The organism is Phenylobacterium sp. (assembly GCF_036501465.1).
Taxonomy (GTDB): domain Bacteria; phylum Pseudomonadota; class Alphaproteobacteria; order Caulobacterales; family Caulobacteraceae; genus Phenylobacterium.
Genome location: NZ_DASYAF010000047.1, coordinates 1 through 13,894 on the forward strand (window position 1 = coordinate 1; position 13,894 = coordinate 13,894).

Genomic DNA, 13,894 nt, shown 5'->3' on the forward strand with positions numbered 1-13,894 from the left:
GTTGCTCCTGGCTCAGGCCCAGGCCCGAGACGTCCAGGCTGCCCGGCGCCGGCAGGCGGCCGATCGGGGTGTCGACGGCTTCCGCCTTGCCCTCGAGGCGCTCGAAGATCCACTTCAGGACCCGCGCGTTCTCGCCATAGCCCGGCCAGACGAATTTGCCGCGCTCGTCCTTGCGGAACCAGTTCACGAAATAGATGCGCGGCAGCTTGCTGGCGTCGGCCACCTCGCCCATGCGCAGCCAGTGGTTGAAGTAGTCGCCCATGTTGTAGCCGCAGAAGGGCAGCATCGCGAACGGGTCGCGGCGCAGCTCGCCGATCGAGTTTTCCGCCGCCGCCGTGCCTTCCGAGGCCACGTTGGAGGCCATGAACACGCCGTGCGCCCAGTCGCGGGCCTCGTTGACCAGCGGCACGGCGCTCGCGCGGCGGCCGCCGAACAGGATCGCCGAGATCGGCACGCCGGCCGGGTCTTCCCATTCTGCGGCGATCACCGGCGTCTGCGAGGCCGGCACGGTGAAGCGCGCGTTCGGGTGCGCCGCAGGCTCCAGGCTCTCCGGCGTCCAGTCCTTGCCGCGCCAGTCGATCAGGTGCGCCGGCGCTTCGTCGGTCAGGCCTTCCCACCAGACGTCGCCGTCGTCGGTCAGGGCGACGTTGGTGAAGATGCTGTTGGCGTACAGGGCGGCGATGGCGTTCTTGTTGGTCGACTCGCCGGTGCCGGGCGCCACGCCGAAGAAGCCGGCTTCCGGGTTCACCGCATAGAGGCGGCCGTCCTCGCCAAAGCGCATCCAGCAGATGTCGTCGCCGATCGTCTCGGCCTTCCAGCCGGCCAGCGTCGGCTGCAGCATCGCCATGTTGGTCTTGCCGCAGGCGCTCGGGAACGCCGCCGAGACGTAGTGGACCTCGCCCTGCGGCGAGGTCAGCTTCAGGATAAGCATGTGCTCGGCGAACCAGCCCTCGTCGCGGGCCATGACCGAGGCGATGCGCAGCGCGAAGCACTTCTTGCCCAGCAGCGCGTTGCCGCCATAGCCCGAGCCGTAGGACCAGATCTCCCGGGTCTCGGGGAATTGGACGATGTACTTGATCTCGTTGCAGGGCCACGCGACGTCCTTGACGCCGTCGGTGAGCGGCATGCCCACCGAGTGCACCGCCGGCACAAGAAAGCCGTCCTCGCCGAGCTGGTCGAGGGCGGCCTGGCCCATCCGCGTCATGATCTTCATGGATACGGCGACGTAGCCCGAATCCGTGATCTCCACGCCGATGGCGCTGATCTTCGAGCCGAGCGGGCCCATGCAGAACGGCACCACATACATGGTGCGGCCCTTCATGCAGCCCTTGAATAGGTCCTTCAGGTCCGCCCGCATCTCGGTGGGGTCGAGCCAGTTGTTGGTCGGGCCGGCTTCTTCCGGCGTATCGGCGCAGATGAAGGTGCGGCTCTCGACGCGCGCCACGTCGCGCGGGTCGGAAGCGGCGTAGAAGGAGTTCGGCCGCTTGGCCGGGTTCAGGCGCTTCAGGGTGCCGGCGGCGACCAGTTCCTCGGTCAGTTCCTGCCACTCGGCCTCGGAGCCATCGCACCAGCGGACCCTGTCCGGCTGCGTCAGCTCCGCGATCTCACGAACCCATTCCAGAAGTTTCGCGTGGTTCGTCGGCGCGGGCGCAAGCCCCGGAACGCTAGATAGGCTCATACTGGACTCCCTGGCCCCCGCAGCACCCGGAATCACAGGTCGAAGCGGTCAGAATTGAACAATGTCTTACTGGTGAAACGCCGGCCTGCATACCACAGGCCAGGCGATTCCCCCGGTCACGCCCCTAACGCATTGTTACGACACTCGGTCCCCTGCGGACGCGCGTTCCGGCATCACTTCGTCGTGCCCGGCGCAGGCGGCGGCGGGCCACCTTTCAGGTAATGCGCCAGCCATCCATCCACCTCTTGGTAGAAGTGGCGGCTGTCCTCCGGCTTCAGGATCCAGTGCCAGGCGTCGGGCCAGACCAGGAGGCGGCTCGGCACCTTCATCCGCTGCAGGGTGGCCCAGTTTTCCAGGGTGTTCCCGATCGGCACACGGAAGTCGCGCTCGCCGATGGAGAGCAACATGGGGGTCTTCCAGGCCTTGGCGTAGGTGATCGGGCTCTGGTCGCGCCAGACCGGATTGCCCTCCCAGGGCGGTCCGCCATTGGTCACTTCGCGGCCATAGTTGCCGTCGCTCTCGCCCCACTGGGTTTCGAGGTCCACCTCGCCGGCGTGGCTCACCAGGCATTTATAGCGGGTGGTCGTGGCCTCCAGCCAATTGACCAGGTGGCCGCCATAGCTGGCGCCCAGGGCGCACATCTTCGTCCCGTCGATGTAGGAATAGCGCTTCAGCGCCTCGTTCACCGCCTGATCAATCTCCAGGCCCGGGGTCTTCAGCGGGTCGAGCTTGATCGCCCGGGCGAACGCCTCGCCGTAGCCGGTCGAGCCCGTGTAGTCGCTCATCAGCATCAGATATCCGGCCGCGGTCAGCAGGTGATAGTTCCACCGCAGGCTGATCTGGTCGGCGTTCATGCTGGCCGCCCCGCCGTGGATGAACACCAGGAGCGGATACTTCTTCGACGGATCGAAGTTGGGCGGCAGGATGATCATGTTGTGGATCTTGCGCCCGCCGGCGCTCACGAAATCGAAGTGGATCGGCGGCGCCCAGTCGAGGTTCGCCGCCGCGGCGGTGTCCACATTGGTCAGGTTCTCGTGTTTCTTCGCCAGCGGATCGATGCGCACGATCTCCTGCGGGCTGACCGAGCTCGAGAAGTTGGCGATCAGCAGCGGCTTGGCGGCCTTCTGCGGGATCGAAAGCGCGCCATAGCCGCCGGTCGCCGGCTCCATCACCAGCGCCGGCTTACCGCCCGCCGTCGGCACGCTGTAGAGGTTGGTCTTGCCGGCTTCGGGAACCAGGATGTAGGCGGTCTTGCCGTCCGGGGTGATGGCGAACCGTTCCGGCTCGCGGTCGAAATCCCTGGCGACCAGGCTCATCGCGCCGCCCGCCGGCCAGGCGACCTTCGAGAAGCGGGCGAGGCTATAGACCTCGCCTTCGGTGCGCGGGTTGTAGTCGAAGTAGAGGCTCTTGCCGTCGGCGCTGAAGGTGGGCTCGCGGAAGCCGCCCTTCTCCGGCGTGACCGGCGTCGCCTCCCCGCCATCGGCGGGCAGCCGGTAGAGCTGGTAGTTCACCTCGCTGAAGGCCGAGTTCCAGCGCTCGACGGTGGCGGAGAAGATCACCTCCTTGCCGTCCGGGCTCCAGATCGGCGACAACGAGATGCTGGTCTCGCCCTCGGGCCCGGAGAAGCCCGGCGTGTGGGCCAGCCTCGTCGGCGACAGGATGTCCCTGGGCTTCGCGCCCGGTTCCAGGCCGACGACTTCGAGGGTCGGCAGGCGCTCGTCCAGCCACTCGTTCCAGTAGCGGATCGGGAAATGCTCGTAGGTCCGCACATTGTATTTGCGCGCCTTGCGCGCCGCGATCGCCTTGCGGTTCGCCTCGTCGTCCATGGCGCCCGGCCAGACCATGGTCTCGAACAGGATCGCCTGGCCGTCGGGCCGCCACTTCGGGTTGGCCGCCGCGGTCGACAGGCTGGTCACCCGGCGCGCCTCGCCGCCGCCCAGCACGTCCAGCACATAGACTTGGTCGACCTCGTCGCCCTCGCGCTTGGTGGTGAAGGCGATCTTCGTGGAATCCGGCGACCAGGCGGCGCCGCCCTCGCCCGCCTTGGTGTGGGTCAGCCGCTTCGGCGGGCCGCCGCCGGTCGGAACCAGCCACAGGTCGCTGACGGTCTTGTCGGTCTCGTAGGAAGGCTCGACGACCGAATAGATCACCCATTTGCCGTCCGGGCTGACGACGGGCGCGCCGACCCGCTTCATCATCCAGATCGCCTCGTGGGTCACCGGCGTCTTGGCCGCCGCCACGCCGGCCAGAGCACCCGCCGCCAGGATCGACGCCGCCAGGAAAGTCGAAATCTTCATGCCGCCCCGCCGTGAAGTTCATCCAGGTCCATGACAGCAGACATCCCTTTGTAATAAAAAGGAATTTTCGAAGCCGGCCGATGGATTCGCGCGAAGCCCCGTGACCCGGCGCGACAAGGCCCAGCTTGCAGGCGGATGGCCGTCCCGTCAAAAATTCAGTGTTCACATTTTGCGCATCGGTTCAGACCCAGGCTGCGCATTCCCAAGGAGCAGCGGAAGGCGGCATGGCGATCCTGGTCACCGGCTCGGCCGGATTCATCGGCTTCCACCTTTCCCGGCGCCTGCTGGAGCGGGGCGACGAGGTCGTGGGTCTCGACGATCTCAACGCCTACTACGACCCGACGCTGAAGGCCGCGCGCCTGGCGATGCTGGAGCAGCACAAGGGCTACCGGCACGCCAGGCTCGACCTGGCGAGCGCGCCGGGCGTGGCTGCCCTGTTCGCCGAGACGAGGCCCACGGCGGTGGTCAACCTCGCCGCCCAGGCGGGGGTCCGCTACAGCCTGGAAAGCCCGCGCACCTATGTGGATTCTAACGTCGTCGGCTTCCTGAACATCCTGGAAGGCTGCCGCGCCACCCAGCCGAAGAACCTGGTCTTCGCCTCAACCAGCTCGGTCTATGGCGCCAACGGCAACATGCCGTTCAACGTCCACAACGGCGCCAACCACCCGATCACCCTCTATGCGGCCAGCAAGATCGCCAACGAGGCCATGGCCCACGCCTACGCCCACCTGTTCGGCATCCCGGCGACCGGCTTCCGCTTCTTCACCGTCTACGGCCCGTGGGGCCGGCCGGACATGGCGCTGTTCAAGTTCACCAAGGCGATCCTCGAAGGCCAGCCGATCGACGTCTACGGCCAGGGCCAGATGCAGCGCGACTTCACCTATGTGGACGACATCGTCTCGGGCCTCATCGCCGCCGTCGACCGCCCGACTGAGGTGAACCCGGCCTGGGACCCGCAAAACCCCGATCCGGCCACCAGCGGCGTCGCCCCCTGGCGCGTGCTCAACCTCGGCGCCAGCCAGAAGGTCGAACTGTTGCGCTACATCGAGGTGCTGGAGCAGAAGCTGGGCAAGAAGGCCGCGTTGAACCTGATGCCCATGCAGCCCGGCGACGTCGCCCGCACCGACGCCGACACCGCCGAGACCAAGGCCGCCCTCGACTACGCGCCGTCCACGCCTGTCGAGGTCGGGATCGGCGCCTTCGTGGACTGGTACCGGGAGTACTACGGCGTCTAGAGCCGCAGGTCGGCCGCGGCCTTGGGCAGCACGCTCTTCACGTCGAACAGCACCACGCCCGGCTTGCCGAAGGCGCGGATCACCTCGGGCCCGAGGTCGCGGAACTGGTCGTGGGCCACGGCCAGCACGATGGCCTCGTAGGCCCCGGCCGACGGCGCGTCCTCGATCAGCGTCAGCCCGTATTCGGCCTTCGCCTCCTCGCCGTCGATCCAGGGGTCCCAGACGTCGACCTGCGCCTCATAGGCCGCCAGTTCGCCGATGATGTCAGTGACGCGGGTGTTGCGCAGGTCCGGGCAGTTCTCCTTGAACGCCAGGCCCATCACCAGCACCCGGGCGGCCTTCACCGTGGTCCCGCGCCGGATCATCTCGCGCACCAGTTCGCGGGCGACGTGGGCGCCCATGCCGTCGTTGATCCGCCGACCCGCCAGGATCACCTCGGGATGATAGCCCAGGGCCTCGGCCTTGTGGGTCAGGTAGTAGGGGTCAACCCCGATGCAGTGGCCGCCGACCAGGCCCGGGCGGAAGTTCAGGAAGTTCCACTTGGTGCCGGCGGCCGCCAGCACCTCGGAGGTATCGACGTCGAGGCGCTGGAAGATCAGGGCGAATTCGTTGATCAGCGCGATGTTGAGGTCGCGCTGGGTGTTCTCGATCACCTTGGCGGCCTCGGCCACCCGGATCGAGCTGGCGCGATGGGTGCCCGCGGTCACCACCGAGGCATAGAGCGCATCCACGAAGTCCGCCGCCTCCCGCGTCGAGCCCGCGGTCACCTTGACGATGTTGGCCAGGCGGTGGGTCGGGTCGCCCGGATTGGCCCGCTCGGGGCTGTAGCCGGCGAAGAAGTCGCGGTTGAAGGTCAGGCCCGAGACCTGCGCCACGACCGGCACGCAGTCCTCCTCGGTCGCGCCGGGATAGACGGTGGACTCGTAGATCACCACCCCGCCCTTGCCGATCGCCTCGCCCACCGTGCGGCTGGCGGCCATCAGCGCCGAGAGGTCCGGGTTCTTCGACGCATCGATCGGCGTCGGCACCGTGACGATGAAGACGTTGCAGGCCGCAAGGTCGGCCGGATCGGCGCTCAGCGTCAGCCCCCGGGCGGCCGCCAGTTCCGCCGAAGACACCTCCAGCGTCCGGTCTTCGCCGGCCGAAAGCTCGGCGATCCGCTGCGCCTTGACGTCGAAGCCCACCACCTCGTGTTCAGCCGCAAAGGCCACCGCCAGCGGCAGGCCCACATAGCCCAGCCCGATCACCGCGATCTTCGCGGGCGTCCGGGTGAACGGGTTCTGCAGCATCTAGTCTCTCGCGCGGCGGCCGGGATCGCGCGGTCTAGCATGGTTTCCGCCTAGGGCGAGGGCCGCGCGGGCCAGCGCCACACCGGCCGAGGCGGCCCTGTCTCCAGCGCTGGTGCGCCCCACCGCGCGGCGATGTCCTTCTGCAGGGCGCTGGCCGCGATGTGCTGGCCACGGAACAGGGTGTCCATCGCCCAGCCCACCAGCGGCACGTCGCTCATGGCGCTGTTGATGATCATGTAGGCGGCCATCCGCGTCAGGGTCCACGGCGCGGCCCTTGCCTGCAGGCCCTCGTAGAGCAGCAGCAAGCCGGTCCCCACGCTATAGATCGTCCCGGCCACCGGAACCCAGGCCAGCACGCCGTCCAGGCCAAGGCCCCAGGGGCCGAGCCGGATCAGGTCGTCGGACAGGCGCTTGATGCGCTGGGCGTTGCGCCAGGCGCGATGCGCGCGTTCGCGGTCGGTTTCGTCCATCATGCGTCAACGTTCGTTACATCGAACCGTGCAACGCTTATCACGTCGATGCGGCGAAACCTGGAGGGTGTGTGCGCGACATGGGGCCCGAGGCGTCACGCGACCTTGCCGTGGCGGTGATCGACGATACGGCGGGGCTCGAGGCCCTTCGCGCCGACTGGGAAGCCCTACAGGCGACCGGCCCGTCCGTGTCGGGCGGCCAGACCTTCGCCTACGCCGAGGCCGCCTGGGCGTGGCGCCTGCCATCCGATACCCAGCTTCGGATCATCACGGTTCGCGAAGCAGGTCGCCTGGTGGGGCTCTGGCCGCTGCACCTGCGCCGGATCGGCGCGGTCACCTTGGTGCGACACCTCGGCACCGATGAGGGCGAGGAATACGCCGAGCCGCTGATCGCGGCGGCAGCCGCGGCGCCGGACAAGGTGGCTCGGGCGCTGTTCGATGCCGCGACGGCGAGTGGTGACGTCCTGGAGGTCCGCAACCTCTCCCTTGCCTCGCCGATGCTGGCGGTGGTGGAAGCCGCCGGCAAGGTGACGCGCCGCGGCGACCCGGACTCGCCGATCGCCTCGTTCGGAGCGTTCGAGAGCTGGGAGGCTTTCGCGGCCACGCGGTCGAAGTCGTTCCGCCAGGGCCTGCGCTATGACCGCAAGCGCCTGATGGCGCGCGCGCGCCTCACCTTCCGGGAGGTCACGCCCGAGACAGCCGGGCCGTTCGTCGACTGGATCATGGCGAGCAAGGTCGACTGGCTGAACCAGCGGCGGATCGGCAAGAGCTGGTTGCGCCTGCCGCAGACCGCCGCCCTCTACAAGGCCCTGGTCGGCCGCGAGGGAACCGGCGTGCTGGCCTTCGCCCTGGACTCCGGCGACCAGACGATCGCCGGCTGCCTGTGCCTGCTGTCCGGCGATCGGCTGGAATACTACATCACCGCCTTCGACCCTGCCTTGTCGGCCTTTTCGCCCGGCAATCTGTTGATCGAGGACCTGGGACGGTGGTGCATCCCGCGCGGCGTGCACCTCGATTTCAGGCTGACGGCCGGCGACTACAAGCTGCGCTGGAGCGACCGGCGCGAGCCGTTCCGCACCCGCGTTATGGCGCTTGGCCCTCGTGGCCTCCCTTATGTCTGGGGCCTCCGGTTCCGGGATTTCCGGCTGACCGCGGTCGGCCACGCACGCCGAGCGGCCAAGGCTCTGCTGCCGGACGACATGGTCAAGCGCATGAAGGGGCTGCTCCGCCGGAGGCGCGCCTAGCCCCAGAGCTCGGGCGCCGGCGGCTCTAGCACCGAGCCGGTGATCCGCAGTCCAGGCTCGCGGTCGCGCTTCATCAGCAAGGGGCCGTCGAGGTCGGCGACCTCCGCGCCCTGGGCCAGGATCATGGCCGGCGCCATGGCCAGCGAGGTCGCCACCATGCAGCCCACCATCACGCCCAGGCCCCGCCGGCGGGCGTCTTCGGCCAGCGCCAGGGCCTCAGTCAGGCCACCGGCCTTGTCGAGCTTGATGTTGACCAGGTCATAGCGCCGCGCACAGGCGTCCAGTTCGGCGCGGGTATGCAGGCTCTCGTCGGCGCAGAGCGGCACCGGGCTCCGGTAGCTCTCCAGCGCCGCGTCCTCCCCGGCCGGCAGGGGTTGCTCCAGCAGCTTGATGTCGAGCCGCGCGAAATCGGGCGCCAGGCGCACAAGGTCGTCGAAGCCGAGCGCCTCGTTGGCGTCGAGGATCAGCCGGGCGCGCGGCGCGGCGGCGCGCACCGCGGCCACCAGTTCGAGGTCGTCGCGAGACCCGATCTTGACCTTCAGCATCGGCCTGCGGGCGTTGGCGCGGGCCTGTTCCGCCATGGCCTCGGCGCCGCCCAGGCTGATGGTGAAGCAGGTCTTGACCGGGTCCAGCCGCGACCGGCCGATCAACTCCCAGGCCCTGACGCCCGCGCGCTTGGCCTCAAGGTCCCAGAGAGCGCAGTCGATCGCATTGCGCGCCGCCCCAGCCGGCAAGAGGCCCTGAAGGTCGCCGCGCCCGACGCCGGCCTCGACCGCATCGCGCACCCGTTCGATCTGGTGCAGCACGCCGCGCGCCGTCTCGCCGTAGCGCCCATAAGGCGCGCCCTCGCCGCGGCCGCGATATCGCCCGTCCGAGATCTCGGCCACCACCACCTCGGCGGCGGTCTTCGAGCCGCGGGAGATCACGAAGGCCTGGGCCAACGGCCAGGATTCCGCCCGAGCGGAGAGCGTGGGCACGCTAGCCCGGATCGCCCGCCGCGGCGTCGAGCAGCAGGTAGAGCCGTCCGCCGTCATCGCCCAGCAGGCTGGCCATCAGGAAGCCTTCCGGGTCGCGCACCGCGGCGTCATCCACCAGGGTCTGGTAGCGACGCACATAGATCTGCGCCTGCCGCTTGACCGCATCGTCGGTGACCAGGCGGCGCGAGATGCGGCGGATCGCGGCGGGGGCCAGACGTTTGACCACCTCGCGCGCGCCTTCCAGGTCGCCGGTCTGCACCGCGGCGGCGATCTCGTCGATCCGCGCCTTGGGCAGCAGCTTGGTGGGGTCGACCCCCATCTGGCCCACCTCGCGGGCCAGGATGTCCTGCAGCCGTTCGCCGTCGGCGTCGGCGCCGTCGATGGAGGCGAGCAGGTCCTTCCAGGTCCAGGACTCCCCCTCGTGGGACGGCTCGGCCGGTTCCCCGGCCACCCCGCCGGCGGCGTCGAACACGGCGGCGAATTCCTCGTCGGTGGCGGTGGGCGTCAGTTTCAGGCGCGGCCGCAGGCCCGGGTCGACCGGCTTGGCGGGCGTGGCCGCAGGCTCCATCAATTCCTCGAGCGCGCGGTCGAGCTCGTCTTCTTCCGAGAGCACGGCGCCCTGTTCCGGCGGCGCGGGCTCGGGCGGCGGGACCGCCTTGGCGGCGGGGCGCGGGCGCGCGGCGCGGGCGGCGGAGGCGGAAATCGGCGCGGGCTGCGGCAGAGGCGCGGACGACTGGGTCGCCGAGACGCCCATCAGCCGCACGGCCTCGCTCAGCATCTCGAAGTTCCGCCGCGCGCGGTCCTGGAACGCCGCGTCGATCGCCTGGGCCTCCTCGGCGGTGCGCCGCGCGTTGGCGCTCAGTTCCTCCAGCCCCTCCGAAACCGCGGCGCGGACCAGTTCGATCTGGCCCTGGGCGCTGGCCGGCAGTTGAGCGGACCGGCGATCCACCTCGGCCATCATCTCCTGCAAGGCCGCCATCGAAGCGCGGGCGGCGGCGGCCGCATCCTCCAGCCGCTTGGCTGTGGCCGCGCCGGCCTCGTCGACCATCTGCGAGGACTGCTCGACCAGGGTCCGCGCCTCGGTCAGCCGGGCTTCGAACACCTGGTTGGCCTTCTGGCCCGCGGCGAAAGCGGCCTCGGAGAGCTGGTCGACCTGCTCGCGGGCGGCGGCGGCGTGGCTGGCCACCCCGGCGCGCGTCTCGGCAGCCGCCGCGGCCAAGGCCTCGATGGCGGCGCGGGTCTGGCCCTCGAGTTGGGCGCGCTGCTCCGCGGCGGCGGCCGAAACGGTCTCCAGCGACTGCGCCGTTGACTGGCTGAACTCCTCGCGCTCGGCACGCGCTGTTTCGGCGAGTTCACGGACCTGCTCCGTCGCGTCGGTGATCAGGCCCCGCAGACTTTCCCCCCCCTTCAACGCCCGCTCCGTCAGCTCGCCGGAGGAGGCGCGCGCCTGGTCGATGAATTCGCCCAGCTTGGCGGCGTGGGCCTCGGCCTGGTCGGCGAAGCCTTGGTGATCGGTCTTCAGCGTCTGCGTCAGGGTGATCAGGGCGTTGCGCTGTTCCGAAAGGCCGGTTTCCACCGCCTTGACCTGATCGGCCACCCCGGCGCCGGCCGTCTCCAGGCGGGCGATGTGGCGGGTCAGGTCCTCGCCGGCCGTGCGGGCCGCGTCGCTGGCCTCGCCGGCGGCGGCGGCCAGGTCGGCGGCGCGGGCCGAGAGCGACGCCTCGGCGTCGCGCAACTGCGCCTCGGCCAGTTCCGTAGCCTCGGCCACCATCTTGGCCTGCAGGCCGATGGTGTCGCTGACCCGGTTCGCTTGGGCGTCCAGGCTGTGGCTGAGCGCGCCCATCTCCGAGCGTTCCCGGCTGAGCGTCTCGGTGAGCTCCAGGGCCGTGCGCCGGGAGTTGTCGGTGCTCTCGATCAGCCGCTCGCTCTCCTGGGCCAGGGTCTCGCGCAGCGCCAGCAGGGTCTCGCGCGCCTCGTCGGCCGCGTGGCCGGCGCGCAGGATCTCCTCGCGCACGCCATAGGCCACGTCGCGCGCCCGGGCGGCGGCGACCATGGCCGGGCTCAGCATCTCCTCGGCCATCGCCTTGGCGCGGCGCGCCTCGGCGCCAAGCTTCTGGCCCTGGCGGACCATGTAGGCGGCGAAGAAGACGAACAGCGCCGGCCCCACCGCCAGCGCCGCGAACACGCCCATCGCAAACATGTCGTTGCGGAACGGGACGACAGCGTTGCGGTAGCCGACGGCGAAGGCGATCGGTCCCGCCGCCCACAGCACCGCCACGGCAAAGGCCGTCAGATAGATCGGCCAGCCGGACGGCGCCCGATAGGGATCTTCGAGCTCGAGGTCGGCCTCCTCCTCGTCGCGCCGCGCCGGCACGCGCGGCTGGGCGGTCGCCACCGGCGACTGCCAGGATGGCGGATGGACCGGGGCGTAGGGGCCAGGCTCCAGGTCGAAGGCGTCATGATGCGCATCGTGGTCGTCCGGCTCGTCCCAGGCCCCGGGCGCATGGGTCTCGACCGGGCCCTCGGGGTGCGAGGCGCCGAAATCCGCCGGCCGGCTCCGCTTCTTGAACTTCATTCGCCTCTACCCGTGGGCGGCCCGGCGCGCCCCTGCGGCGCCGCCCGCGGCCTCCCCGCGCCACGCCCGAAGGATTACCCGCGATAGGTCGCGACGCAAACAGGGGCGCCGTCATGGCCGTCGAAATTTGAGGCTTGGGCGCCCGTCAGGCGCGCAGCGGACGCGCCTTGCGCGCAGGGTCCGGGCACGCCGTCTTCAGCAGCTTCGACTGTGCGGGCGTGGTGTGCGTGCGGGCGATCACCCGCTCGGCCGGCGGTGGCGTCACCCGCTCGATCTGTGACGGAGTCATCGCGACGCCGAAATGCGACAGGGCAAGCGCCGAGGAGTTCACGACCACCGTGGCGACAAGTTCGGTAAATGTCGTCATCGCCGATCCCCGGCCCTGAAACGATTCCGTCGAGCCGCGTTATACGGCAAGCCGTGCCTTGGGGCGACGGCGGCGCAGGTGAAATTTGCGTAATGTTAGCGCCCAGAGATCCGCGGCGCGGCGACCTCGCGTTCCGCCGCCGCCACATAGTCGAAGACCTGGCCCATGGGGGCGACCCAGAGGTTCAGCTCGGCGATGCGGGCCAGAATCCGGTTGTGGGTCGCGATGCTGGCGTCGCCTTCGGCCTTTCCCTGCGGCAGGACCTCGTGGAACACCAGGATGGCCCAGCCGCCCTGGGCCACGGTCTCGTTCAGGTAGCGCAGCGCCGGCGCCGCCGTATCGCCGTCGTCGGCCGGCTCGAAAGCGTGCAGGCGCAAGGGATCGGCGACCACGTCGGCCGGGCGGTTCGGCCCGCCGGCGGTGGTCCGCGCCGCCACCACGCCGTCGCGCTCCAGCACCTTGCGATAGCGGGCGAAGCGCAGCCGCCGCCCGCCATGGCCCAGGCCCAGGTAGCCGCAGGGATAGGCGAAGGTCTTCGCCCGGTCGGGGCCGAAGTGGGCGTCGAGATAGCCGTCCATGGGCCCCAGCTCGGCGCGAGCGAACCGGTCCGCCGACCAGCGCGCCAGGGCGCACGGATGGGTCATGGTGTGGTTGGCGACCTCATTGCCCTCCCGCGCCAGGGTCTCCCAGTCGGCGAGCCGCCAGTGAGCGTTGTCCTCGGTCAGGAAGAAGGTGGCCTTCCAGCCGTAACGCTTCAGCTCGGGCACGGCGTTGTCGAGCTGGCTGTTCAGGCCGTCGTCGTAGGTCAGGCTGATCGCCGCCCGCGCGCCGCCGGGCCAGCGGATCGGCTGCGCCGCCGCGGGGCCCGCGAGCCCCGCGCCGCCCGTGGCTAGCCCCGCCGCGGCGGCGAACAGGGAGCGTCTGGAAAAACGGGAGTCGGCCATGGTCCATCAAGGGCTACGCTCGCGCCCGCTTCGCCGCAACGGACCTCGCAGCTCAGTTGAGCGGCGGCGGCGTTTCCACCACAGGCTTGCGCCGGCGCAACAGGTAGCGGACCGACCAGATCGCGATCACCACGACCACCACCGCGCCCGCCGCGATCAGGGTCCAGCGGCCCGCGTGGTGACCGCGGCCCAGGAGGTTGTGCACCGCCTCGCCGAAGATGAAGCCCGACAGCGTGAAGGCCGTGGCCCAGATCACCGCGCCCAGGATGTTCAGCAGGGTGAACCGCCAAGTCGGGACCTGCGACACGCCGATGGCGATCGGGCTGGCGACCCGCAGGCCGAAGATGAACCGGAAGGCCAGGATGTAGCCGATCGGATAGCGCTCGATGAATTTCAGCGCCCGGGCAAAGGCGGCCTGCTGGGTCGCGCGCGCCACCCAGCGATGGCTGCGAAACCGCCGTCCGGCCACGAACAGCAGGTGGTCGACCAGCCCCGAGCCCGCCGTGGCGCAGGCCAGGACCAGCCACAGGTTCAGGATGTGCTGCCGCGCCAGGAGCCCGCCGACGATCAGCGCCGTCTGCCCCTCGAACCCCGCGCCCAGGAAGATCCCGATCGGGCCGTACTGTCGCAGGAACTCTTCCATCGCCTCGCCGGCCAGCCCGTCCTCGGGCGCTAAGGGGACGCCGCTCATACCACAGGCCGGGCCCGCGTCAGCGACGTGAAGCCGCATGAGACAAGTCGCCGTATTCAAAACAGCTCCACCTGAACGACAAAGGCGATGTGAGAACGTTGGCTTAACTCAAAAGGTTTAGGGTTTT

The 13,894-nt window shown here is 69.7% G+C and carries 11 protein-coding genes; 2 read left to right on the plus strand and 9 right to left on the minus strand.

The window, feature by feature from the left end; all coding sequences use genetic code 11:
- Both VGL85_RS04960 and VGL85_RS04965 read right to left on the minus strand, forming a co-directional pair.
- The coding region (locus VGL85_RS04960) for a phosphoenolpyruvate carboxykinase (GTP) (protein ID WP_331586609.1) at positions 1-1,678 on the minus strand (1,678 nt) is incomplete at its 3' end.
- Between the two features lie 173 nt (positions 1,679-1,851).
- Positions 1,852-3,975, minus strand: a complete 2,124-nt coding sequence (locus tag VGL85_RS04965) for a S9 family peptidase (RefSeq protein WP_331586611.1) — start codon at positions 3,973-3,975, stop codon at positions 1,852-1,854.
- Between the two features lie 224 nt (positions 3,976-4,199).
- On the opposite strand from VGL85_RS04965, the gene VGL85_RS04970 reads away from it, so the two are divergent.
- The gene (locus VGL85_RS04970) at positions 4,200-5,210 is read left to right on the plus strand and encodes an NAD-dependent epimerase (RefSeq protein ID WP_331586613.1); all 1,011 of its coding nucleotides are present in this window, start codon (positions 4,200-4,202) and stop codon (positions 5,208-5,210) included.
- Here the strand turns inward: VGL85_RS04970 and VGL85_RS04975 are convergent.
- Together VGL85_RS04975 and VGL85_RS04980 are read right to left on the minus strand one after the other, a co-directional pair.
- Entirely contained in the window at positions 5,207-6,499 is a 1,293-nt protein-coding gene (locus tag VGL85_RS04975; RefSeq protein ID WP_331586615.1) for a nucleotide sugar dehydrogenase, read from the minus strand. The two genes, VGL85_RS04970 and VGL85_RS04975, sit on opposite strands and share 4 nt — an antisense overlap.
- Positions 6,500-6,549: 50 nt before the next feature.
- The gene (locus tag VGL85_RS04980; RefSeq protein WP_331586617.1) at positions 6,550-6,972 is read right to left on the minus strand and encodes a DUF4112 domain-containing protein; all 423 of its coding nucleotides are present in this window, start codon (positions 6,970-6,972) and stop codon (positions 6,550-6,552) included.
- Between the two features lie 77 nt (positions 6,973-7,049).
- Between VGL85_RS04980 and VGL85_RS04985 the strand changes: the two genes are divergently transcribed.
- On the plus strand, positions 7,050-8,213 hold the full coding sequence (locus VGL85_RS04985) for a GNAT family N-acetyltransferase (protein WP_331586695.1): 1,164 nt from the start codon (positions 7,050-7,052) through the stop codon (positions 8,211-8,213).
- On the opposite strand, the gene dgcA is transcribed toward VGL85_RS04985, so the two are convergent.
- From dgcA to VGL85_RS05010, 5 genes are all read right to left on the minus strand, one after another.
- Entirely contained in the window at positions 8,210-9,247 is a 1,038-nt protein-coding gene (gene dgcA, locus VGL85_RS04990) for an N-acetyl-D-Glu racemase DgcA (protein WP_414695179.1), read from the minus strand. The two genes, VGL85_RS04985 and dgcA, sit on opposite strands and share 4 nt — an antisense overlap.
- Entirely contained in the window at positions 9,192-11,765 is a 2,574-nt protein-coding gene (locus VGL85_RS04995) for a polar localization protein TipN (protein WP_331586621.1), read from the minus strand. The genes dgcA and VGL85_RS04995 overlap by 56 nt, the downstream gene beginning before the upstream one ends.
- 145 nt (positions 11,766-11,910) lie before the next feature.
- Positions 11,911-12,132: a hypothetical protein gene (locus tag VGL85_RS05000; protein WP_331586623.1), complete on the minus strand. Its 222-nt coding sequence runs from the start codon at positions 12,130-12,132 to the stop codon at positions 11,911-11,913.
- Between the two features lie 95 nt (positions 12,133-12,227).
- The gene (locus tag VGL85_RS05005) at positions 12,228-13,076 is read right to left on the minus strand and encodes a polysaccharide deacetylase family protein (RefSeq protein ID WP_331586625.1); all 849 of its coding nucleotides are present in this window, start codon (positions 13,074-13,076) and stop codon (positions 12,228-12,230) included.
- 52 nt (positions 13,077-13,128) lie between these two features.
- On the minus strand, positions 13,129-13,767 hold the full coding sequence (locus VGL85_RS05010) for a DedA family protein (RefSeq protein WP_331586627.1): 639 nt from the start codon (positions 13,765-13,767) through the stop codon (positions 13,129-13,131).
- Positions 13,768-13,894: the final 127 nt, after the last annotated feature.

Bases quoted from the DNA above. Each gene is read 5' to 3' on its own strand.
- VGL85_RS04965 (WP_331586611.1), bottom strand. From the start codon at position 3,975: ATGAAGATTTCGACTTTCCTGGCGGCGTCGATCCTGGCGGCGGGTGCT.
- VGL85_RS04970 (WP_331586613.1), top strand. From the start codon at position 4,200: ATGGCGATCCTGGTCACCGGCTCGGCCGGATTCATCGGCTTCCACCTT.
- VGL85_RS04975 (WP_331586615.1), bottom strand. From the start codon at position 6,499: ATGCTGCAGAACCCGTTCACCCGGACGCCCGCGAAGATCGCGGTGATC.
- VGL85_RS04980 (WP_331586617.1), bottom strand. From the start codon at position 6,972: ATGATGGACGAAACCGACCGCGAACGCGCGCATCGCGCCTGGCGCAAC.
- VGL85_RS04985 (WP_331586695.1), top strand. From the start codon at position 7,050: ATGGGGCCCGAGGCGTCACGCGACCTTGCCGTGGCGGTGATCGACGAT.
- dgcA (WP_414695179.1), bottom strand. From the start codon at position 9,247: ATGACGGCGGACGGCTCTACCTGCTGCTCGACGCCGCGGCGGGCGATC.
- VGL85_RS04995 (WP_331586621.1), bottom strand. From the start codon at position 11,765: ATGAAGTTCAAGAAGCGGAGCCGGCCGGCGGATTTCGGCGCCTCGCAC.
- VGL85_RS05000 (WP_331586623.1), bottom strand. From the start codon at position 12,132: ATGACGACATTTACCGAACTTGTCGCCACGGTGGTCGTGAACTCCTCG.
- VGL85_RS05005 (WP_331586625.1), bottom strand. From the start codon at position 13,076: ATGGCCGACTCCCGTTTTTCCAGACGCTCCCTGTTCGCCGCCGCGGCG.
- VGL85_RS05010 (WP_331586627.1), bottom strand. From the start codon at position 13,767: ATGAGCGGCGTCCCCTTAGCGCCCGAGGACGGGCTGGCCGGCGAGGCG.